Consider the following 22,038-nt stretch of genomic DNA (forward strand, 5'->3'; position numbering starts at 1 on the left):
GGGCCCTACTTGATTTTTATACTTTAAATCTTATTCGGATTCCGTCTTAACGACCAACCTAAATCCTTCACCGTGAATGTTCAATATTTCAACGGTATCATCACGTTTAAGATATTTACGCAATTTAGCGATATAGACATCCATACTTCTGGACGTGAAATAATTATCATCCCTCCATATTTTGGTCAAGGCCAATTCCCTAGGCATCAAATCATTTTCGTGCAACGCCAATAGTCGCAATAATTCATTTTCCTTAGGAGAAAGTTTAATGGCCTCCTCATCTTTGTATTTCAAGAACCGTAATTTGGAATTCAAATGGAAACCACCAATTTGGAATTCAAATTTCTTACTGTCCGCCAAGGTACTGGAAGCCTTTCTTTGAATTATTGCCTTAAGTTTCATCAACAATACCTCTGAATCGAAGGGTTTGTTCAAATAGTCATCCGCACCAGCCTTATATCCTTTAAGGACATCTTCTTTCATTGTTTTGGCAGTTAGGAATATAATAGGCACATTCTCATTTTTTTCCCTAATCTCACGAGCAAGGGTGAAACCATCCTTATAAGGCATCATAACATCTAGAATACAAACATCATAATTATCCTTTTTAAACTTCTCAAACCCCTCCATACCGTTCTTAGCCAATGTAACATCAAAATTGTTCATTGACAGATAATCCTTCAATACAATCCCAAAATTGGGATCATCCTCTACTAAAAGTATTTTTTTGTTAATTGTTTCCATAATTCATTAAATTAAGGGTAGTTTAATATAGAAAGAACTTCCTTTATCTTTTTCACTTTCTGCGTAAACCTCACCTTGGTGATCTTCTATTATTCTTTTTACATAGGCTAGGCCCAAGCCATGCCCTTTTACATTATGTATGTCTCCGGTATGTTCCCTATAGAACTTCTCGAAAACCTTTTTCACTACGGCCTTACTCATTCCTGCGCCTTGATCTTTCACTTCAATTACGATATTATTCTTGACCACTTCGGTATAAATGTCAATTTTAGGGGCATTCGGGGAATACTTGATGGCATTATCCAATATATTGACGATAACATTGGTAAAATGCATCTCATTAGCTAAAATCTCTGACCTACCAGCATTCAAATGGGTTTCAATATAACCTCCCCTATCGTCTACAATCAATTCTACATGGGCTATGGCATCTTGTATTATATCATGTACATCGACCCGATCTTTACTGATATCCAATTGGTTCTTCTCCAGTTTTGATATACGAAGCACATTTTCCACTTGTGCATGCATTCTTTTATTCTCATCGCGTATCATTTGAAGATACCTCATAACTTTTTCCTTATCATCAATCACCTGTGGGTTTTTTATCGCTTCAACCGCCAAATTGATGGTTGCGATCGGTGTTTTGAACTCATGGGTCATATTATTGATGAAATCGGACTTTATTTCCGATATCTGCTTTTGCCTAATCAGTTGGTATATGGCACTTGAATAAGCCACTATAATAACCAGGGTAAACAAAAGGGACAAGGCAGCCATTCCTAAGATCGACCGAATTAAAAACCGCTTTTTCTTTGGGAATGTTATCAACAAAGAATAGTTGGAATTGCCTTCGGAATCCTTAAATATCAAGGATTTGTAAGGTGTCGGATTTCGAAAGCTGAATTTTCTCGATTTTACCGAGGTTGGCAATCCCTTACTAGCGATACCGTATTCATAATCCGTGTTGATGTTGCGATTGGTCAACTCCCGCTCCAACAACAATTCAATCTCTTGTTTCGATACCCGGTTATGGATAGGAACCCGTTTGGCAAATTCGCCGAACATATCCTCAAAAGCCGAAATTTCCATGGACGTCAACCCCCCGATCTTTTCGATCTTTTCAATTGGGGTAAATCTACTCTGGTGACCATCAAGGCCTAAATCTTCCTTAAAGGTCGCTTTTAAACGCCTACTGGTATAGTTTTTTATGGTCGTGGTATCCTCACCCGTACCATTGTCAAAGAACGTTGATGCGATATTATATTCCTCCTCTAAAATACCGTGGGAATAATAATGTATCTCATCGGAACTAATATCCTGGTCAATAAAAAAGAAGTTCTTGAAATGTGAACTTTTCAGGTCCCCTACGCTGTCCTTTATATTCACATACCTATCAAAATAGTCATTCCGCTCCCTTCGAGTGATCTTATCGGCAACCTTATCCAGTACATCCGACACACTGTTCGAAAATTGTTCCTCCTTATCTTCGACAGATTTCTTTATCCAATACCCTTGTACAAAGATGATCCCTATCAACGAGAGGCTCATTAGAATGACCAAAAGCACAAATAACCTCTTATTCATCTAAATGTAAAATTAAAGATTTAACAACTAGTATTTTAACGTTTAACCTAACCTTAACAAAATTGTTAAAATTGCTCACAGGCCGCAATGGTTAAGTAGAAACTTATGAACCTCCATTACTTTTGATTCGGTGTCAGACAACGAAATATTATCGATGACATAGTCAGACAATGAAACTTTGCGGGAATCGTCCCATTGGTTGCCCATACGGGCCTTTACTTTGGATTTTTCGGAGCCATCCCTTTCAACCACCCTTTGGATACGGACTTCTTCCGGGGCAGTTACCAAAATGACCTTGTCGTAGAAGTCTTGCTGCCCATTTTCAAACACAATCGCGGATTCTTGGATTACATAGGGCGCTTTTTGTTTCCCGGCCCATTTTAAAAAATCCTTTCGAACCGCTGGATGTACGATACCATTCAATTGACTAAGCAGTTCTTTATCGCCAAAAACCCTTTGGGCGATAAAATCCCGGTTTAACGTTTTGTCCGTATAAGCCCCATCGCCCAAAAGGGCTTTTATGGCCTTCCGTATTTTCTTTGAGGAGGCCATAAGCTTTTTGGCCTTCTTATCCGAATTATAAACAGGAACCCCTAGTTTCTTGAACATGTTGGCGACGGTAGACTTGCCACTGCCAATTCCCCCTGTCAATGCTACAATAGTCATTGTTTTCTCAATATAAATTCAACCTCTTTTTCATTCAATTCCGCACTCTGGAGGTTATCGGTCTTTTTTAGCAATTTAAGGTTCATTGTTTTTGATTCATCGTTCGTTATCGAATTATAATCGGCAATTACCTCAAAACCATTACTGTTTAAAAGCTTCAACTCGTCCAACGTACCCCTACAGAGTACCCCCACCTTATCAGGAAATATCCTGATCTCATACTTTTGGGGTAGATTGATCACTTTTATGGGCACTTCAATAACCTTTTCCGAAAACCGTGACACCTTACCCCGTACCACAACCTGATTATTGGAATAGGTAACGTTGGCCAAGCCTGGATTTTTATAAAGGTTCACCTCTTTGGTAAAGTCCGACGACACATCGGGTAAGTCCATCGAAACTGTATTGACCCTATTTATGGTATCAATAATGTCCATAGGCCCTTTTATCGTTATCTCTTTCGGCTCAATGGCTAGTTGACCATCCAAAATATGGTTTTGCAACAAAGAGATATTAAGCTTTGAAGACACTGGTACGACTTTTGTCCCCAATCGTGTAAATTCAAAAAACAAGGTATCACTATCAACTTCAAGAACCGTCATAGACCGTAACTGCTTGTCTATTTGTTTCCTATACACGTTTGGCGGTATATAATACTTTCCCTTTAATAGGCTTACGGTGGATACATCGACCCCTACCTCTTTATTCTTCACATTAAAACTTAAAAATTGAAACCCATTGGCCTCTATCCGGACATCGATCTGCTTTTTTGAGACTTTATTAAGCAATAGACTATCGGGAATGTTCTGAAAAACCAGATTGAAAGTGGCATTGTTGGTGTACGTCTCGGACAACTTGTTTAAAAACCAAATCAAACTAGAACACAACAAAAACATCAAAAACATTTTTGCCTTCCTTTTTTTAAGTATGTTCTTGATTTTTGGTATCACTTTTTGATCATTCTAATTGAAAAATAATTTTGGGAATAACTCTTGGGGCTTCTTTTTGCTAAAGTTAATCCAAAAGGTCGATTTAAGAAAACCCAGGCCATAACCTGCGAATTGGATGCATACCGCTATCAGTGAAAGAAACGCTACTTGAACATTCCTGTTCTTTATCAGTGAATCGATAAACAACACTGTAAAATACAAAATATAAATACCCAAAGGTATGACGATCTTAAACAACAATAAGATTAATGAAACCATAAATCCCAAACAAAAAAGAGTCGGAAACCAATAGGTAATCTTGGCCGTTCCCGGATGCCATTTGTTTAAAATGGGCCTAACCATCCCGAACTTGTTCACTTGTATGAAAAATTTGTTCCAATCAATTCGGCGCTTATGGTATACAAAGGCATCGGGAATCAATTTTGTATCATAACCATTATTCCAAATGCGGATGGTCAAATCCGGATCCTCTCCTGGATGTATCTTTCCATACCCCCCTACTTTTTCAAAAGCCTCCTTGGATATTCCCATATTAAAACTCCGTGGCTGGAATTTATCTACAGTGGATTTCCCTCCTCGGATTCCCCCTGTGGTAAACAAAGAGGTCATCGCATAATTAATGGCTTTTTGTACGTTTGAAAAAGATTCATGTGCCGCATCGGGACCTCCATAGCAATGCACATAATCATTATCGAGTGATTTTCTGGCCTCTTCCAAATACTGTGGGGGCAGAATACAATCGGAATCCAACACAATAAAATAATTGCCTTTTGCCCGTCTCATTCCGTAATTCCTGGAATCCCCCGGTCCCGAATTATCCTTTTTCAAATAGGAAATGTCCAATTGGGAACGAAAGACTTCCACTTCACTTTCCGAATCAATACTTGATCCATCCTCAACAATGACCACCTCAAAAGGTTTTTTGTAGGATTGTTGGGTCAGACTTGCCAACAACTCCCTTATTTCATTGGGTCTATTGTATACAGGAATGATAAATGAAAAGAAAATATCCATAGAAAGCATTCTAAGATTTATAGGCACCTCCTGTTTGCACAAAAATCATGGCCCAATACCCATCACAAAAACCAATGACAGGAACAATAAAAAGTACTATACAAATTTCTCCATAACTTCCTGACTTACCCCGGTATTCGAGAATCCGCCATCATGGAAAAGATTTTGCATGGTCACCTTCTTGGTTAAATCGGAGAACAATGTCAAGGTATAATCCGCACATTCCAATGCAGTAGCATTGCCCAATGGAGACATTTGCTCAGCATAACTGATAAATCCATCAAAGCCTTTTACGCCCTGACCTGCCGTTGTTGGTGTGGGGGATTGTGAAATGGTATTGACCCTAACTTTCTTTTCTTTTCCAAAGAAATAGCCAAAGCTTCGTGCCACAGACTCCAAATAGGCCTTATTATCAGCCATATCATTATAGTCTGGGAAAGATCGTTGTGCCGCCATATAGGTCAAGGCCACGATACTACCCCATTCGTTCATGGCATCAGCCTTGAACAAACTTTGCATCACCCTATGGAAAGATAATGCGGAAACATCCCATCCCTTATGGGTGAACTCGTAATTCTCATCGGTATAGTGCCGTCCTTTTCGAACATTGATGGACATGCCGATGGAGTGTAACACAAAATCGATCTTACCGCCCAATATTTCCATGGACTGGCTCACCAATTTGTCCAAATCTTCCGTGCTGGTCGCATCGGCTGGTATGATTTGGGATCCTGTTTTTTCCGCCAATTCATTGATTTGGCCCATACGCATGGCAATCGGGGCATTGGTCAATACAAATGTGCCACCTTCCTCATGTACCCTTTCTGCGGTTTTCCAAGCAATTGAATTTGCATCAAGCGCTCCAAAAATAATCCCTTTTTTCCCCTTTAATAAGTTATAAGCCATGTTCAATTTTTCTTAGTTGATAATATCGCCAAAGATATTTAAAAAATGTTATATAAATAGTTTGCTTTTTCCGATAGTAAAAAGACGTTAATTCAATAATTGTCGGGCATGGGCCAAGGCGGAATCGGAAAGTTCCTTTCCTCCCAACATTTCGGCCAACTCCACCACCCTTTCTTCTTGGGATAACTCTTTCATATTCGTTAATGTACCGCCACCCTTATCTTCTTTATACACCTTAAAATGGTGGTCTCCCTTTGAAGCCACTTGTGGTAGGTGTGTAATGGAAAAAATCTGCATACTCTTGCTCATCTCGAACATGATCTCCCCCATTCGGTTAGAGATTTCCCCGGAAACACCCGTATCGATCTCATCGAACATCATGGTGGGAAGGTTTTCATATTTCGCCATAATTGATTTTATGGTCAACATGATACGTGAAAGTTCACCTCCGGATGCAACTTTCTTGATGTCCCCAAAATCAGTTCCCTTATTGGCCGCGAACAAAAACGACAATTCATCCTTACCATTGGGTTTAAAATCCTTGGCCCGATCCAATTCTATTTTAAAACGGGCACTAGGCATTCCCAATAAAGCCAATTGCTTTTCCAGTTGCTGCTTTAATTCAGGAATTATTTTTTGGCGCCTTTTCGATATTTTAGAGGCCAATCCCTCAAGTTTCCCTATCTGTACAGCCAATTGCTTTTGTTTGTCGGCAATAGTCGATTCTATATTCTCTGTTGCATCCACTTTTTCGGAAAGTTCCTCCCTGATTCCAATCAATGCGGAAATTTCCTGTACGCTATGCTTTTTCTGCAAATTATAGATCAATTGTAATTTCGTATTGACTTCGTCCAATAATTTGGGATCTAGATCTGCTTGCTCTGAAAGGTTCTCCAATTCAGAAGCAATATCATCCATTTCGATAAAAACGGATTGTATCCTGCCGTCCAGGGTCTCATATGCGGACCCGAAACCGGAAAGTTTACTTGACACCTGTTTTAATTCTGCCAATAGGTTTAAAACACCTACTTGTTCATCATTCAATAAATGATGGCCTTGCGCCAATTGCTCAACAATGGTTTCCACATTGCTCAATTGTTGGTATTGCTCCTCCAATTCCTCCAACATTCCTTCTTTCAGCTGGGCTTCCTGAAGTTCCTTCAATAAAAAACTGTTGTATTCATGCTCCTTTATGGCATTACCCTGGAATTCAATCAACTCGGTCAACTCCTTGGAAATATCATGATAGACCTTCAATTGAGAGGAATACGCTTTACGCAATTCCTTAGTATCCGCAAGGGAATCAATTACCTTAAATTGAAATTCGTTTTCGGCCAATTGCAAGGTTTGATGCTGGGAGTGCACATCGATCAAGCGATTCCCCAATTTCGAAAGCACATCCAAGGTCACCGGGGTATCATTGATAAAGGCCCTTGATTTTCCGCTAGGTAAAATTTCCCTTCTTATTAGGGTTTTCTCCTCATAATCCAGATCATTTTCCTCAAAAAAAGAGGAAAGTCCATAGTTCCCAATTTCAAACTCACTTTCAACAATGCACTTTTCTTCCTTGTTACGCAAGGTGGAAAGGTCGGCCCGTTTGCCCAAAACCAACGAAAGTCCGCCCAACAGGATTGACTTACCTGCACCAGTTTCACCTGTTATACAAGTAAATCCATGGCCAAATGAAACATTTAGCCTATCGATCAACGCATAATTTTTAATAGAGAGATTGCTTAGCAAAACCTTGAATTTAGAATGGCGTAAAGATAATTTTTATTTCAGTTGAAAAAAACGGAGATCAATATTTTATCTCGTTCCAAGTACTGGAATAAAGTGGTGCAATTCTATTTAGGGTTTCCTTTAGCTTAATTATATCGACTTTGGGACCGTCAGAGAAAATATTACGGATCTCATCTGATTTGGCGTCGAAGAATGTAGATATCAAAAAGGCATTTGGCCTCCTTTTGATCATCGTCTCAAACAAGTTTAAAGTCCCGGCTATTACCTGTTTGCCCGTACTGTTATTATCGGCAAGAATATCGATTCCCTTGCGATGGTAGTTATACATGGCAACGCGGTATTCCCGATAAGTATTCGACATTAGGTTATCGACCAATTCAAAACGGCTACGATCTGTGGATTGACTCCAACCCAAGGAACTACTACTCTGGGCTTGGGTTACAATATTCTGGGCTTTCCTAAAATACTCCGTGCCTCCTTCAAGGGAAAAAGTATCCGCATCCAACCCTAGAATAAGATAGGCATAATAGGCCGTGACACTTACCAAGTTGGATTCAAAAACGTTTTCATTATAAACCAAAGGTTGAAATTCTATATACTCAAAACTGAATTGGTTATCCTTATAATTGAATATTGGTGTTTCGTACGAGGTATTGAAGACAGGTCTTGAGGATTGGATCTGTATATTTCCTTTGAATCTATTGGATTCGTATTCGGTGATGGTGATAAACATCTGAGCGTTAACACGTTCGTTTTCCTTATATATACGATTTGTCCATTTGGTCTTATTGACAAAATCATTCAATGAACGCTCCAAGGTCTCGAAGATCTGCTGGTTGGTTTGCGACACCTGGTCCGAATTCACGGTCACCACACAGTTCAATTCCTGGGCAGAAACCGTAACAAGGGAAAAGATAAAAATTAAGACAACTAGGAAATTACGCATTCAATCGAATTATGATTTCATTTAAAATATCCTTGGCAACTTCGGCCTTGGTTTTTAATTGAAACGCTTTAATCTGTGAATTCTTATCCAAAAAGGTTATTTTATTGGTATTACTGGCAAAACCAGCACCTTTATCATTCAATGAATTCAAAACAATGGCATCCAAGTGCTTTCTTTTTAATTTACCCTTGGCATTTTCGAGTTCATTTTCGGTCTCTAGGGCAAAACCTACCAAAAATTGATGGGCCTTCCTTTCTCCCAACGACAACAGGATATCCTTATTTTTCACCAATTCCAAGGTGAGGTTCGCTTCCTTCTTTTTGATTTTTTGGTCCGCCACGGTTTTCGGTTTATAATCAGCCACGGCAGCAGCGGAAATCGCTATATCACAATCTTCAAAATGATTATGGGCGGCATTATACATTTCATCTGCCGAAACCACATTAACCACTGTAATCAAATCATGGGTAAGGGATAGGTTTGTAGGTCCGGAAACCAAAATTACCTTGGCCCCTAGATCGGCGGCAGCCTTAGCCAACTCGTAGCCCATTTGTCCGGTCGAATGGTTACCGATAAACCGAACGGGATCTATAGCCTCATAGGTAGGACCTGCCGTAATCATTACTTTCTTGCCTTTCAAAGGAAGCCCTTTAAGCAAATACCCCTTGATAAAGTCGATGATATCCTCTGGTTCTGCCATTCGTCCTTCCCCATGCAAACCACTTGCAAGCTCACCCGAAGTAGCCGGAATCATGATATTCCCATAGGACACCAAGGTATCAATAGCCACTTTTGTTGCAGGATGCTTGTACATATCCAAGTCCATGGCAGGTGCAAAAAAGATTGGACATTTGGCAGACAGATAAACGGCCAACAGAAGATTGTCCGTAGCCGCATTGGCCATCTTGGACATGGTATTGGCTGTCGCTGGGGCCACAATCATGATATCGGCCCAAAGTCCGAGATCCACGTGATTGTTCCAATCGGTCACGGCCCCTTCTTCCTTTACAAAGGACGTTACCGCCGGATTCTTTGAAAGGGTCGCCAAAGTCAATGGGGAAACAAAATGGCTGGCACTTTCTGTCAAAACAACTTTGACATTTGCACCAGCCTTAATCAATAAACGTACAAGAAAGGTAGTCTTGTAAGCAGCAATTCCTCCAGTAATGCCTAAAAGGATATTCTTGCCACCCAACATACTACTCTGTATCTTTGTCTGTATTTCTATAGTATATTTTATCCATCAACCATTCCTCAACAGCCATGGCATGTGGTTTAGGTAGTTTTTCATAAAATTTAGAGACTTCGATTTGTTCCTTATTCTCAAAAACCTCTTCCAAACTATCGCTGTATGTGGCAAACTCTTCCAATTTTTCCAAAAGCTCCTTTTTGATTTCAGAATTGATCTGAACAGCTCTTTTAGCGGTTATTGATATTGCCTCATATATGTTGTTCGTTTTTTCATCGAACTCATTTTTATTGATAGTGACCGTTGAAACGGGCGCTTTAGAGTTCTTTAAATCGTTCATGTTCATAATTACAGCTGTTTATTTTGTTTCTTTATCCTCATTGGAAACGGGCGCTCCCATTTCCTCTTGAATTTTATTTATCAATTTATTGGCATCCTCCTCGAACTTGGTCTCCGGATATTGCTTTTTCAGTACATTATAGGCCGTTTTTGCATTTGCCAATCGTTCCGGCTTCCATCTTGCAAAACTATTCAACGCATACTGCGTGGCAGATTCGAATTTTAGATACAAGGCCTCTTCCCTGAAGATAGACCCGGGGTAATCCGATATGAAATTATCAAAGGCAGCCATGGCAGGTGTCAGGAACGAATAATCAAAATGTCCTAACTTATTGAATTGCTTCGCTATTTCAAAGGCTTTCTTCTCCTTCTTGGTAGTCAGCTCCTTTGCCATTTTATTCGCCTCATCAAAATATTCCGAATCAGGATACATATTAATAAAGGTCTGTAATTTGACCAAGGCCTTATCGGTATCCGTTTGATCCAAGGAATAGACTGGAGACAGCTTATAATAACTTTTAGCCCCTAAAAATGAAGCCTGGGCCACTTTTTCACTCTTTGGATAGGACTTGATGAACCGCTCAAACTGGTAACCGGCCATATTGTAATCCTTTCGCTCAAAATAGGTGTTCGCAAAAAAGAACATTACCCTTTCCCCTTGGGGTTTCCCTATATATTTTGGCGCTATCTGTTCGAACAGACGGTTGGCCCGTTTAAAATCCCCTTCCTCATAAAACTTTTGGGCAAGTTCATATTTGGCCTTGACATCTTCATTCTTAAGTACCTTTTGATACTCATTACATGATGACATGACCAATATCAAACCAAGAAAAGGTAAGTATTTCCTCATTTTAAAAAACATTTTGCAAAATTAGGGATTCTCAATGGAATTAAAAAACAAATTTTATGCCACTAAAATAGTTTGCAAAAAGCACTAATCGGTCTTAATTGGCTTAGATTTAACGTTCAATAAATGAACTTTATGCGTGCAGACGCACAAAAGGCTTCATGAATTGACTTATTTTTCGCTTAAGTCCCTCTGTTGCTGACACGAGCGGAAGTCTCACTATTCCCGTCGCCAACCCCAATGTTTCAAAAACAGCCTTGATTCCCGCTGGATTCCCCTCCTCAAAAATAAGTCCTATCCCATCCTGTACGGCATATTGCAAATCAAATGCCTGCTTCACCTTGGCCTGAAGACCCAAGGATATCATCTTGGAAAAATCGTTGGGAACTCCTTGTGCCAAAACTGAAATTACCCCAGAACCACCTGCCAAAACCGTAGAAAGGGCAGTCATATCATCACCCGAGATAACCATGAAGTCCTTGGGTTTATCCTTAATAATTTCCATTACCTGGGCCATGTCCCCGGAAGCTTCCTTTATCGCAATAATATTATCAAAATCATTGGCAAGCCGAAGTACCGTTGCAGGAAGTATGTTACTACCTGTCCTACCTGGTACGTTATAAACAATCAATGGCAATGGTGAATTTTCCGCTATCGCCTTAAAATGTTGGTATATACCTTCCTGTGTGGGTTTATTGTAATACGGGGATACCGATAGTATAGCATCAAAACCACCCAAATCCTGTTGTTTGATGGATTCGATAACGGCGCTGGTGTTATTGCCCCCTATACCAATAACCAAAGGCAACCGACCGGCATTGGCGTGAACAATGGTATTTACCACCAACTGTTTTTCCGCTGGGGTAAGGGTTGCTGTTTCAGCCGTCGTCCCTAAGGCCACCAAATAATCTATACCACCTTCAATACAATGCTCCACGATATTGGCCAATGCCTCCGTATCTACCGAAAAGTCATTCTTAAATGGGGTGACTAAAGCAACTCCCGTTCCCATCAATTTATCCATCATTCAATTTCATTCAGAACCCTAAGATATTTCTTGAGTTCTAGTTTAAACATTTTAAAATCCTTAAAAGGGGTCCCCAATATCAGATCATTCAAATCCCGATCTACTTCCTGAAAACCAACCTTAATCCTGGCATTTGTCTTTACGGTCATCAATTGTAACAATAATTTTTCCTCATTATAATAATTGACCAATAAATCATAATCCCTACTTAAGAACTCCAAAGCATAACTATTTTCAATCTCCCCTTTCCATCCTAAATCCTTGTCTGAAAAAACAGGCGTAGAATAGGGCGAATTATTATCATAATAACTCTTATAACCAATAATCTTAACTGCATTGGGCCTTAAATCAAACTCATCAACAAACTCAAAAAAAAGCTCTGGTTTTTCAAAGTGATCCAAATCCACTATACAACCAATAGATGTTATTCCATGGGACCTGTCTAATGATTGTGGAGTTTTGGATAGCCTCTCCTTTAAAAATTTTATGCCGGATTTGTGCTTGAATTTTTCCCTTATTCCTTTTAAAAACATGTACATTTACATTTACACAAATGTAAATAATAAACACTCATATTAATGGGGCTAAGATAAAAACAATAATGATTTTAAAAATAAAACATTTTGTTATATTTATAACTTTACTAGGGTTTGTTTCCTGTAAACAGGAAAGTTCAAGGCTTGTCAAAATCGAAGGAAAACAAATAGCCATAGACAGTACCTTCACAAAAACAGAAGGTATTGAGGAATTTATCACACCTTATCGAAACCGCATCAATGAAGTATTGGATAGCACCTTGGCCTACGCCCCTAAATCCATATCCAAGGAAGATGGGGAATTCAATACAACAGCGGGCAATTTAATGGCGGACATTGTATGGATACAGGCCAACCCCATATTCAAATCGCGTACCGGAAAGGATATAGACATTGTTTTGCTCAACCACGGAGGAATTCGATCCATAATCTCCAAAGGGAAAGTTACTGCAAGGAACGCTTTTGAGGTAATGCCTTTTGAAAATACCATCAAAGTTGCCGCTATCAAGGGCGAATATATAAATGATATGGTCACTTATTTAATTCAATCCGGCAGGGCACATCCCATTTCCGGCATGCAGGTTGTTCTTGATAAAAACAGAAAACTAAAAAAAGCCTTAATACAAGGGAAGCCCATAGATCCCGAACAAACGTATTACGTCGCTACCTCCGATTATTTAATTACCGGTGGTGATCACATGGACTTCTTTAAAAACAACACATCGATTACAGATACGGACTATTTGATCCGAAATGCCATGATCGACTATTTCAAAAAAGTCGACACCCTTGCCCCTGTTATTGATGACCGATTTTATATGGAAAAATAATATGGATAGAAGAAAATTTATAACCAAGACTTCTGCTAGTACCGCTTTTGTTGGATTGGGAGGACTTTCCTTAAACTCCTGTCTGGGGGAGACAAAAAAACATATCACCATACTGCACACAAATGATGTGCATAGCCATATCGATACATTCCCCAAAAGCCATACCACCTACCCCAATTTAGGTGGAGTTGCCCGTAGGGCCACTTTAGTGGAGTCGATCCGAAAGGAAAATCCGAACACATTGTTGCTTGATGCCGGCGATATTTTCCAAGGCACCCCCTATTTCAACTTTTATGGTGGTGAACTGGAGTTCAAATTAATGAGCAAGCTCAAATACGATGCTGCAACCATTGGCAACCATGATTACGACAATGGTATAGACGGACTATTTGCCCAATTGCCCAATGCGACCTTTGAATTGCTATCGGCCAATTATGATTTTAGCAATACCGTGATGAATGGTTATGTGAAGCCCTACAACACCTATATGGTCAACGGCGTTAAAATCGGAATATACGGACTGGGTATTGAACTTGACGGCTTGGTGACCAAGAAACTTTATAAAGAGACCCAATATTTAAATCCTTTTGAAATCGCGACCGATATGGAGACCCGATTGAAGATTGATGAGAAATGCGATTTGATCATTTGCCTTTCACACCTGGGGTACCATTATAAAAGTGACCAAAAACCAGACGATTTAAAACTTGCGGCAAAAACGAAATATACCGACCTCATCATAGGAGGCCATACCCATACGTTTCTCGATAAACCCACGGTGGCGAAAAATGCCCAAGGCAACAATATCCTCGTGAATCAAGTGGGTTGTTTTGGAATTAACTTAGGAAGGATCGACTTTTACCTTGACAATGCCAACAATGCAAAAGCTGACGGCGTAAGTATCATTGTTTAGGGAAATCCGTTTCCAGAACAAACAGGACCAGTTGCTTGAATTCCTCACCCAAGGATATTTTGGGGAATGGCCTACCCGCCTTGCCATACCAGTAGCCTGCATTCCAATCATCACCCTCTTTTCGATGCAAATAGGCATGTATCCAACTACCCGTATTATCATGGATATCCTGGGCAATATTGTGGGACGCCTCCCAATTCCCCTGGGCATCGAACCAAAGCGACTGTATGGATGCAGGCCATTTTTCCGAAGGATTTTCCTCCGCCAAGGTCTTCAAAAACCCATTGTAATCAAGAGGTTCCATTATGATAGTCTTTTAATCAATTTACCAACTGTCAATCCCTGAACAATGATGGAGAATACCACGACCACATAGGTAATTACCAAGAAAAGATCTCGGTGCATATCCTGAGTGAGCCCCAAAGCCAACGCTATTGAAATACCGCCCCTTAATCCTCCCCAGGTCATTATCAAATTGGTATTGGGTACAAAATCGAGCTTTTTCTTAAAAAAGGTAATCGGGAGTAAAAGCGATAAATACCTACAAATAAGAATGATGGGTATTGCCAATAATCCTGCTATCACATAATCGAGTTGAAAAGCCAAGACCAACATTTCCATTCCAATCAACACAAACAGTACGGTGTTTAAAAGGATATCTATCAACTCCCAAAACTTATCTACATACGTCTCGGTAATCTCGGACATGGCACTATCGCGTATGGTATCGTTACCAACCATCAAACCCGCGGTTACCATCGCCAAAGGAGCGGAAAGATGCAATTTTTGTGCAATTACCGTTCCCACCATAACGGTAGCCAAGGTAATGATGACTTCAATATCGTAATCATCTATTGATTTCATCAATCGGTAGGTTACCCATCCTAAAAGCAATCCAAAGACAATCCCTCCTATTACCTCAACCCCAAAAAGTTCCAAAACATCCAACGCGGATACGGTAGCGCTACCAGAAGAAGCAAACTGGAATATGGTCAAAAAGACCACTACCCCAACCCCGTCATTGAACAAGGACTCGCCTACGATTTTCGTTTCCAATTTTTTGGGAGCCCCTGCCTGTTTTAAAATCCCCAATACCGCAATCGGATCTGTAGGGGAAATCAATGCCCCGAACAAGAGACAGTACACATAATCAATATTCAAATTGAACAACAGGAGTAAATAATAGGTTCCCGTGCCCACTAGAAATGTAGAAACAAGCACACCGAGTGTCGAAAACACAAAAATTGGCCAACGTTGTACATGCAATTGCTGAAAATTCGTGTGCAAAGCACCTGCAAAAAGCAAAAAACTCAACATAACATCCAGCAGTAACGTCTTAAAGTCGACCTGGGTAATAATGTACTTTTCCGCATTCAACAAGGTATCATCAAAGTAACTCAAGGCAAATACACCCAACGTGAAAAATATGGTAATCACCATTAAACCAATGGTGTTGGGCAATTTTAAAAAGCGCACATTGATAAAACCAAAGGCCGCGGAAAGAAAAACCAATATAGTGGTAATTAAAAAAAAGTTCATCTATTGAATTTGTTTGGACATTTTCCCCAAATGTAAGCGCATTTATTGTTTAACACAACACCATACTACTTCGGAAAAACATCTTTTTTTGATTGTTGGGTATTTTCTTTATCCCGCTATTTTGTACATTGGCGAACGAATGGATAAAAAACCGACCAAACTAACACGCCAAATGGGGTTATTGGCCCTTACGGCAACTGGAGTATGTTCTATGTTGGGTGCCTCGATCAATGTGGTGCCTTTTATGATTCAACGAAATGTTCCCGGGATTGGCCCATATGTGCTTCCTGCCTTTGCCTTTGCTGCCATTCCCGCCTTATTTGCTGCCTTTGCTTATGCTATTTTGGCATCCGCGATGCCTCGTGCCGGGGGTAGTTATATCTATGCCAGCCGAGGATTGAATCCCTACTTGGGTTTCGTGGCGAGTTTTTCCCAATGGTTCGGTCTTTCCATAGTCATAGGGGTTATTGCCTATGTCACCATACCCTTCATTAGGGATGTTACATTAGGTCTAGGCTGGGATGGGCTTTCAACTGCACTCGAAGTGGGTTGGATACGTGTCTGCCTTGCCCTATCCCTTATCTGGACGTTTGTATGGATAAATATAAAAGGGGCTAAATCTTACGAAAGGGCCTTACTACCCATGATGTTCCTCATGTTTGCCTTGGGAGCCATAGTTATTGTCGCAGGCTTCAGTTTTGATTCAAACGATTTTTTGATGGCCTTAAAAACGAAGGAAGGAAGGGATTTTTCCCCAACTACGCGTATAGATTTTGACTGGAGGGTTTTTCTATCTGCCGCCGCTTTGCTATTCTCCAGTTTTATCGGTTTCGATTCCATCGCACAGGCTGGTGGGGAGGCAAAAAATCCTACCAAATCCTTACCAAAGGCTATTCTAATTGCCATCCTTGGGGTGGGTACTTTTTATTTCCTGTTTGCCGCAGCGGTCTATCATACCGTTCCATGGAGTTTTGTTGCCCAAGAAGCCCTCGTTAAGGATATCACCGCGCCAGGATTATTGAGTTATGTACTTCCTGCTGGTTTGGGGGTGATTATTCTCGTTGGAGCAGCGCTAGCCTTGATCAATGACCTTCCTGCCATGTTATTATCCGTTTCCCGATTGATGTTCGCTTGGGCCAAAGACGGGATTTTCCCTGAGATGATATCAAAAGTACATCCAAAACGACATACCCCCCATTATGCACTTATCGTAGCCGGATTAATGGCCAGTGTAGGTGTCCTAGGTTCCCATTTTGCGGGTGATTTCTTCCTTGGCATCGACATTATGGTCACCTCCATGATGGTCAATTTTTTATTGATGTGCATTACCTTACTAACAATTGGCAGTAGAAATCCTGAATTGACCCAGGAAATCAAAATCATCAAGAATAGAAAGACACAACTCTTTATTGGTGGGTTTGGCACTATCCTGCTATTGGCTTTTTTAGGTATACACACGTATAAGGATCTCACATCAGACGTAAGTGACTGGTATTTTCACTCTACACCCATTTGGCTTATTGTAATGGGATTGGCAAGTATATTATTTGCCTATAAATGGCAACAGCATAAGAACAAAGGTGTGGATATATCAAAACGGTTTAAAAAACTTCCAAAAGAATAACGAATGAAGATGACTACCACTTTAGCCCCCGGACTTGAAATTTCCCGTATTGTTACAGGCCTATGGCAAATCGCCGATATGGAAAGGGATGGCAGTACATTAGACCCAAAAACAACCTCAAAATTCATGGAGGCCTATGCGTTAGAAGGATTTACCTCTTTCGATATGGCCGATCACTATGGCTCAAGTGAGATCATCGCCGGTACATTTAAAAACAATTACGAACATGGAAATCAGATACGCTTATTTACCAAATGGGTACCAGAACCGGGAAAAATAAACAGATCCGAAGTAAGAAAGGCTATAGAACTGGCGCTTACACGCATGCAACAGGATTCTGTGGACCTAATGCAATTCCATGCCTGGCATTATCCAGACCCCAGTTGGTTGGATGGCCTGTTTTACCTCAAGGAATTACAAGAGGAAGGACTGATCAAACATTTGGGTGTCACTAATTTTGATTCAGCCCATTTGCGCATCGCATTGGCCAGTGGAATCCCCATTGTGAGCAATCAGGTATGCCATTCGGTAATCGATCAACGGGCCAATGGTAAAATGCTTGATGTATGTAAAAAATATGGTGTTAAAATCCTGGCCTTTGGAACATTGGCAGGTGGTTTCTTGACGGATAGATGGTTAGGTGCCAAAGAACCCACACAGGATGAATTGAAAACCTGGTCGCAAATGAAATATAAACGTTTCATTGATGCCTCTGGCGGTTGGGAACCCTATCAAAACCTTTTAAGCGTCCTAAGGAAGGTTGCCGACAAACACGGCGTATCCATAGCGAACATTGCAAGTCGGTGTATTCTTGAGAACGATGCTGTAGCCGGCGTTATCATTGGTGCCCGCCTAGGGGCCAGTGAGCATATTACCGACAATAAGAAGATTTTATCCATTGACCTGGACACGATTGATATTGAGGCCATCAAGGGAGCGCAAAACATGCTTAAACCGATTCATGGCGATTGTGGGGATGAATACCGTAAACCTCCTTTCTTAACTGCCTCTGGGGATTTAAGCCATCACCTTAAGACTATCCCACAAACGTTTACCCCCATAAAATCAAGAACGAATAGGGAGCAAGTCTTTAGTGGAACCGTTTGGGAGGAATTTGCTGGATATTGCCGTGCCGTAAAGGATGGCAATCGCATACATGTTTCCGGCACAACAGCCACCCATGGTGAGGAAATGATCGGTGGAACGGATGCCGCAGCCCAGACCCACTTTGTCATTGACAAGATCGAAGCTGCCATTGAGAGTTTGGGCGGTAGCCTGGCCGATGTTGTCCGAACCCGAATTTTCGTAAACGATTTAAAGGACTGGGAAGTGGTTGCCCGTGCCCATGGAGAACGATTTGCGGGAATCAATCCCGCTAATACCTTGGTTGAGGCCCGATTGGTCGGCGAAGGTTATTTGGTCGAAATTGAGGCTGAAGCCGTAACTCCAGCCTAAACGAATAACCAGTATCCTAGGGTTGTCAATCGTCTTTGGTGATTATGGGTCAATCCCATTCATCCGACCATTTTAAATCACTTTGCTTGATTTCCTTGGTGAACGACATCCATTGATCCCCCATAAAATCATCCACCTCATTCGTATAATGGGCTATCATTACTTTCAAATCCCCAAGCAGTTTCCTGTGCTGGGACGATAAGGGAGCGGTCCTTGCACTGGCAACCCTTAATAGATTCCCAAGCCTTGAATAAGGGGTTATCTCCAAAGTTTGCCATGCTCCTACCTGTCGTTTGGGCCGTGGTGTTTGCCCTTTGGCACGAAGTCCTTCCAAGGCATTTTCCATTTCCTGTATTTTTTTAGCTAGGTCCGGGGTATGGATCGATGTGCTGTCTTGAAGTTGTTTTTTCAATTTCCCTACAATGTTCATTGTTTTGTCTATGGCTTCCAAACCACGCCCCAATTCCCTTACTTGGGTATCCAATGCCTTTTTAAACGAATAACGTTCTTCATCGATCTTCGGATCCAGGTCAAATCGTGGGTCGGCAATGACCCTCACCTGCGTTGAATCCTTTATACCTCCATAATCGACAAGAACTTTATAGGTCCCTGGTAAGACCGAAATCTTTTGCGCATTACGGGAAGAACCTGGTAGGTCCGCAGATTCTTCATCCAAATCCCAGATCAAATAATTCAATCCCTTTACAAGGGAATCCCCTTCGACAGTCCTTATCCTTTCATTATTATCATTATATATCGTTGCTGTTACCATGACCGATGAATCTTTCAGGGCCTTGAGATAGTATGGTATTTTTGTCTTTTGAAAAACCTTATTCTCCCCTTCGAAGGTCGTATGAAAACCGCTCCATATATTTCCTGGCGGATTAATAAAGAGTCCCTTTACCTGTACTGCATCGTTTACGGGCAAAGCGGTAATGGTATTTTTGATTCTATTGGCTGCTATTTCCCGTAGGCTCAACAAATCATCCAAAACCCAAATGGCACGACCGAAAGTACCAACTACCAAGGCCGATTCAGGTTCTTGTATGGTCAAGTCCATGGTAGATACCGAAGGGAATCCATTTTTAAATTGCGTCCAATTCCTTCCTTCATCAATACTGACCCACAAACCATTTTCCGTACCTAAAAAAACCAATTCGGACTCAACGGGGTCCTGAACCACACTAAGTGCATATCCTTTTACGGTCCCCCCATTCGCTAGGCGCTCCCATGTCTTTCCAAAATCATTGGTTTTGAAAAGGTAAGGGGAATAATCCCCTTTTCTGTAATTATTGGCAACCAGCCAAGCGGTACCCGCATGATAACGTGATGCCTTTATTTGGGCAATCCATGCTTCCTTAGGCAATCCCTTTACGTTTTTGGTCAAATTCTTCCAGCTGGCACCTCCATTTTTGGTCAGTTGTACTTGTCCGTCATCGGTTCCTACCCAAATAACGTCCTTATCCAACGGGCTTGGGGCAATATCAAGAATACTATTGTATTGTTCGGCTCCCGAAACATCCAAAGTCAGTCCACCATAATCCCCCTTTTGATGTTCTGGGTTATTGGTCGACAAATCTGGGGATATGATTTCCCATGAAGCCCCCTTATCCTTGGTTACGTGCACGAACTGTGAGCCATAATAGGCTTTATTGCTATCCCAAGGGTCCCGTGCAAATGCGGCATTCCAATTAAAACGCAAACTGGTTTCCGTATCGGGTGCCGGTGGTTGGATACTTACATAATACCCTGTTAACTTGTCGTACCTATAGAGATTTCCGTTTTGGGAAGACCCATAGCCAAAACGGGAGTTTTCAAGATCTGGTGAAATATCAAAGCCATCACCCCCTACCAAATATTGCCAATACAAGGTTCGAATGCCCCCTCTTTTCCATGTATAGCCCGGTCCTGACCAATTACCATTATCCTGCATACCACCGTAAACATTGAAAGGACGGTCATGATCAACCGCTATATGATAAAATTGTGCCACGGGAATAGACTCCGGAAAATACCAGCTTTTACCGTGGTCATAGGTTATCCCTAGTCCACCATCACCACCAATGATAAAATGTTCTGGGTCTTTTGGGTTCACCCAAAAAGCGTGAAAATCGGCATGGATACCTTTGGTCTCGTCAGCGGGGATCATGGGTGTCGGATCAAAGGTCTTACCGCCGTCATAACTGACCGTTAAAGGCTGATAGATATTATATAATCGATCGGGATCTTTCGTGTCTACCGCCAATTCCTGAAAATAAAACGGACGGTTGTTCGTAAACTTCGGGTCCTCATTGATCACATACCATGAACTCCCCCCATCATCACTACGGTACAATGCATTTTTAGCGGCTTCAACCTTTGCATATACCCGATTAGGATCACTAAGTGCAATAGCCATACCTATACGGCCTAAATCCCCAGAAGGAAGCCCTTGTTTTTCCCCTATTTTTTTCCAACTACCACCCCCGTCAAGGGTCAAGTACAAGCCAGACCCCGATCCCCCCGAAGTAAAATAGTATGGGGTTCTTCGATGCTCGTATACCGCAGCGAACATTTTGTCGGGGTTAATGGGGTCCATTACCAAATCGGCTATCCCAGACTCGGTATTCGTATATAATATTTTTCGCCATGTCTTTCCCCCATCTATGGTCTTGTATAACCCCCTATGTTCGTTTGGACTAAAGGGATCGCCCATCGCCCCAACAAAAACCGTATTGCCATCCCTAGGATCCACTACAATACGATGTATGGTCTTCGTATCGGATAATCCCATGTGCTCCCATGTTTTACCGCCATCGGTGCTTTTGAACACCCCGAGACCTAAATTCATGGAATTTCGGGGATTACCCTCCCCTGTTCCTACCCATATAACATCAGGATTATCCTGCTGAATGGCCAAAGCGCCAATATTTTGGGTGGGTTGGTCGTCAAATACCGGTTTCCAAGCACTACCACCATTTTCAGATTTCCAAACCCCTCCCGAGGCAGCCCCAACATATACCGTCTTCGGATTATCATTGACCACGTCGATGGCCGTAATACGTCCGCTCATGTTGGCAGGACCAACATTTCGGATATTCAGGTTTTTGAGATAATCAAAATCCAAGGTTTGTGCCAGCAATACACTTGCGTTGAAAATCAACACTAATGCTAAAAAAGTTCTTGTTCGTTTATGCATAGAAAAAG

Annotated in this window: 20 protein-coding genes; 4 read left to right on the forward strand and 16 right to left on the reverse strand. The window is 41.2% G+C overall.

Annotated features, from left to right (window positions below):
• Nucleotides 1–30: 30 nt before the first annotated feature.
• The 13 genes from LX92_RS10315 to LX92_RS10375 all read right to left on the reverse strand — a co-directional run bounded on the left by LX92_RS10315 (nucleotide 31) and on the right by LX92_RS10375 (nucleotide 12,488).
• Nucleotides 31–744 carry a response regulator transcription factor gene (locus tag LX92_RS10315; protein WP_109650228.1) on the reverse strand — a complete coding sequence of 238 codons (714 nt, stop codon included), beginning with the start codon at nucleotides 742–744 and terminating at the stop codon, nucleotides 31–33.
• A gap of 6 nt (nucleotides 745–750) precedes the next feature.
• Complete coding sequence (locus LX92_RS10320; protein WP_109650229.1) at nucleotides 751–2,331, reverse strand: sensor histidine kinase; 1,581 nt, start codon at nucleotides 2,329–2,331, stop codon at nucleotides 751–753.
• Between the two features lie 75 nt (nucleotides 2,332–2,406).
• On the reverse strand, nucleotides 2,407–2,997 hold the full coding sequence (coaE, locus tag LX92_RS10325; RefSeq protein ID WP_109650230.1) for a dephospho-CoA kinase: 591 nt from the start codon (nucleotides 2,995–2,997) through the stop codon (nucleotides 2,407–2,409).
• Nucleotides 2,994–3,893 carry a CdaR family protein gene (locus LX92_RS10330; RefSeq protein ID WP_211315853.1) on the reverse strand — a complete coding sequence of 300 codons (900 nt, stop codon included), beginning with the start codon at nucleotides 3,891–3,893 and terminating at the stop codon, nucleotides 2,994–2,996. Before LX92_RS10330 ends, coaE begins: the two co-directional genes overlap by 4 nt.
• A gap of 66 nt (nucleotides 3,894–3,959) precedes the next feature.
• Nucleotides 3,960–4,961: a glycosyltransferase gene (locus tag LX92_RS10335; protein WP_109650773.1), complete on the reverse strand. Its 1,002-nt coding sequence runs from the start codon at nucleotides 4,959–4,961 to the stop codon at nucleotides 3,960–3,962.
• 96 nt (nucleotides 4,962–5,057) lie between these two features.
• Entirely contained in the window at nucleotides 5,058–5,867 is an 810-nt protein-coding gene (locus tag LX92_RS10340) for an enoyl-ACP reductase FabI (protein WP_109650232.1), read from the reverse strand.
• An 87-nt stretch (nucleotides 5,868–5,954) separates the two neighbouring features.
• On the reverse strand, nucleotides 5,955–7,607 hold the full coding sequence (gene recN, locus LX92_RS10345; RefSeq protein ID WP_109650233.1) for a DNA repair protein RecN: 1,653 nt from the start codon (nucleotides 7,605–7,607) through the stop codon (nucleotides 5,955–5,957).
• Between the two features lie 58 nt (nucleotides 7,608–7,665).
• Nucleotides 7,666–8,553 (reverse strand): type IX secretion system protein PorD, encoded by an 888-nt coding sequence (gene porD / locus LX92_RS10350; RefSeq protein ID WP_109650234.1) that lies wholly within the window; start codon nucleotides 8,551–8,553, stop codon nucleotides 7,666–7,668.
• Nucleotides 8,546–9,751, reverse strand: a complete 1,206-nt coding sequence (gene coaBC / locus LX92_RS10355; protein ID WP_109650235.1) for a bifunctional phosphopantothenoylcysteine decarboxylase/phosphopantothenate--cysteine ligase CoaBC — start codon at nucleotides 9,749–9,751, stop codon at nucleotides 8,546–8,548. Before coaBC ends, porD begins: the two co-directional genes overlap by 8 nt.
• Before the next feature lies 1 nt (nucleotide 9,752).
• Nucleotides 9,753–10,088 (reverse strand): DNA-directed RNA polymerase subunit omega, encoded by a 336-nt coding sequence (locus LX92_RS10360; protein WP_190263539.1) that lies wholly within the window; start codon nucleotides 10,086–10,088, stop codon nucleotides 9,753–9,755.
• A gap of 12 nt (nucleotides 10,089–10,100) precedes the next feature.
• A complete protein-coding gene (locus tag LX92_RS10365; RefSeq protein ID WP_109650237.1) occupies nucleotides 10,101–10,943 on the reverse strand; it encodes an outer membrane protein assembly factor BamD in 843 nt (280 codons plus the stop codon).
• A gap of 118 nt (nucleotides 10,944–11,061) precedes the next feature.
• A complete protein-coding gene (gene dapA, locus LX92_RS10370) occupies nucleotides 11,062–11,952 on the reverse strand; it encodes a 4-hydroxy-tetrahydrodipicolinate synthase (RefSeq protein ID WP_109650775.1) in 891 nt (296 codons plus the stop codon).
• Nucleotides 11,952–12,488: a DUF6913 domain-containing protein gene (locus tag LX92_RS10375; protein WP_109650238.1), complete on the reverse strand. Its 537-nt coding sequence runs from the start codon at nucleotides 12,486–12,488 to the stop codon at nucleotides 11,952–11,954. Before LX92_RS10375 ends, dapA begins: the two co-directional genes overlap by 1 nt.
• Before the next feature lie 68 nt (nucleotides 12,489–12,556).
• Between LX92_RS10375 and LX92_RS10380 the strand changes: the two genes are divergently transcribed.
• Both LX92_RS10380 and LX92_RS10385 read left to right on the forward strand, forming a co-directional pair.
• A complete protein-coding gene (locus LX92_RS10380) occupies nucleotides 12,557–13,321 on the forward strand; it encodes a 5'-nucleotidase C-terminal domain-containing protein (RefSeq protein ID WP_109650239.1) in 765 nt (254 codons plus the stop codon).
• A gap of 1 nt (nucleotide 13,322) precedes the next feature.
• Nucleotides 13,323–14,234, forward strand: a complete 912-nt coding sequence (locus tag LX92_RS10385; RefSeq protein WP_109650777.1) for a metallophosphatase — start codon at nucleotides 13,323–13,325, stop codon at nucleotides 14,232–14,234.
• On the opposite strand, the gene LX92_RS10390 is transcribed toward LX92_RS10385, so the two are convergent.
• Nucleotides 14,224–14,538, reverse strand: a complete 315-nt coding sequence (locus tag LX92_RS10390; protein ID WP_109650240.1) for a hypothetical protein — start codon at nucleotides 14,536–14,538, stop codon at nucleotides 14,224–14,226. The two genes, LX92_RS10385 and LX92_RS10390, sit on opposite strands and share 11 nt — an antisense overlap.
• On the reverse strand, nucleotides 14,538–15,773 hold the full coding sequence (locus LX92_RS10395) for a cation:proton antiporter (protein WP_109650241.1): 1,236 nt from the start codon (nucleotides 15,771–15,773) through the stop codon (nucleotides 14,538–14,540). Before LX92_RS10395 ends, LX92_RS10390 begins: the two co-directional genes overlap by 1 nt.
• 139 nt (nucleotides 15,774–15,912) lie before the next feature.
• On the opposite strand from LX92_RS10395, the gene LX92_RS10400 reads away from it, so the two are divergent.
• Together LX92_RS10400 and LX92_RS10405 are read left to right on the forward strand one after the other, a co-directional pair.
• Nucleotides 15,913–17,397: an APC family permease gene (locus LX92_RS10400; RefSeq protein ID WP_109650780.1), complete on the forward strand. Its 1,485-nt coding sequence runs from the start codon at nucleotides 15,913–15,915 to the stop codon at nucleotides 17,395–17,397.
• Between the two features lie 3 nt (nucleotides 17,398–17,400).
• The gene (locus LX92_RS10405; RefSeq protein ID WP_109650242.1) at nucleotides 17,401–18,852 is read left to right on the forward strand and encodes an aldo/keto reductase; all 1,452 of its coding nucleotides are present in this window, start codon (nucleotides 17,401–17,403) and stop codon (nucleotides 18,850–18,852) included.
• Between the two features lie 49 nt (nucleotides 18,853–18,901).
• Here LX92_RS10405 and LX92_RS10410 read toward each other — a convergent pair whose 3' ends face one another.
• Complete coding sequence (locus LX92_RS10410; protein WP_109650243.1) at nucleotides 18,902–22,030, reverse strand: VPS10 domain-containing protein; 3,129 nt, start codon at nucleotides 22,028–22,030, stop codon at nucleotides 18,902–18,904.
• Nucleotides 22,031–22,038 lie beyond the last annotated feature (8 nt).

It is taken from the genome of Maribacter polysiphoniae (assembly GCF_003148665.1).
Classification (GTDB): domain Bacteria; phylum Bacteroidota; class Bacteroidia; order Flavobacteriales; family Flavobacteriaceae; genus Maribacter_A; species Maribacter_A polysiphoniae.

Excerpts from the sequence above, each read along its gene's own strand:
- LX92_RS10385 (WP_109650777.1), top strand. The coding sequence starts at position 13,323 with ATGGATAGAAGAAAATTTATAACCAAGACTTCTGCTAGTACCGCTTTT.
- porD (WP_109650234.1), bottom strand. The coding sequence starts at position 8,553 with ATGCGTAATTTCCTAGTTGTCTTAATTTTTATCTTTTCCCTTGTTACG.
- LX92_RS10320 (WP_109650229.1), bottom strand. The coding sequence starts at position 2,331 with ATGAATAAGAGGTTATTTGTGCTTTTGGTCATTCTAATGAGCCTCTCG.
- LX92_RS10395 (WP_109650241.1), bottom strand. The coding sequence starts at position 15,773 with ATGAACTTTTTTTTAATTACCACTATATTGGTTTTTCTTTCCGCGGCC.
- LX92_RS10335 (WP_109650773.1), bottom strand. The coding sequence starts at position 4,961 with ATGGATATTTTCTTTTCATTTATCATTCCTGTATACAATAGACCCAAT.
- LX92_RS10365 (WP_109650237.1), bottom strand. The coding sequence starts at position 10,943 with ATGTTTTTTAAAATGAGGAAATACTTACCTTTTCTTGGTTTGATATTG.
- LX92_RS10400 (WP_109650780.1), top strand. The coding sequence starts at position 15,913 with ATGGATAAAAAACCGACCAAACTAACACGCCAAATGGGGTTATTGGCC.
- LX92_RS10330 (WP_211315853.1), bottom strand. The coding sequence starts at position 3,893 with ATGTTTTTGTTGTGTTCTAGTTTGATTTGGTTTTTAAACAAGTTGTCC.
- coaBC (WP_109650235.1), bottom strand. The coding sequence starts at position 9,751 with ATGTTGGGTGGCAAGAATATCCTTTTAGGCATTACTGGAGGAATTGCT.
- LX92_RS10410 (WP_109650243.1), bottom strand. The coding sequence starts at position 22,030 with ATGCATAAACGAACAAGAACTTTTTTAGCATTAGTGTTGATTTTCAAC.
- LX92_RS10380 (WP_109650239.1), top strand. The coding sequence starts at position 12,557 with ATGATTTTAAAAATAAAACATTTTGTTATATTTATAACTTTACTAGGG.
- LX92_RS10360 (WP_190263539.1), bottom strand. The coding sequence starts at position 10,088 with ATGAACATGAACGATTTAAAGAACTCTAAAGCGCCCGTTTCAACGGTC.
- LX92_RS10340 (WP_109650232.1), bottom strand. The coding sequence starts at position 5,867 with ATGGCTTATAACTTATTAAAGGGGAAAAAAGGGATTATTTTTGGAGCG.
- coaE (WP_109650230.1), bottom strand. The coding sequence starts at position 2,997 with ATGACTATTGTAGCATTGACAGGGGGAATTGGCAGTGGCAAGTCTACC.
- LX92_RS10390 (WP_109650240.1), bottom strand. The coding sequence starts at position 14,538 with ATGGAACCTCTTGATTACAATGGGTTTTTGAAGACCTTGGCGGAGGAA.
- LX92_RS10375 (WP_109650238.1), bottom strand. The coding sequence starts at position 12,488 with ATGTTTTTAAAAGGAATAAGGGAAAAATTCAAGCACAAATCCGGCATA.
- LX92_RS10315 (WP_109650228.1), bottom strand. The coding sequence starts at position 744 with ATGGAAACAATTAACAAAAAAATACTTTTAGTAGAGGATGATCCCAAT.
- dapA (WP_109650775.1), bottom strand. The coding sequence starts at position 11,952 with ATGGATAAATTGATGGGAACGGGAGTTGCTTTAGTCACCCCATTTAAG.
- LX92_RS10405 (WP_109650242.1), top strand. The coding sequence starts at position 17,401 with ATGAAGATGACTACCACTTTAGCCCCCGGACTTGAAATTTCCCGTATT.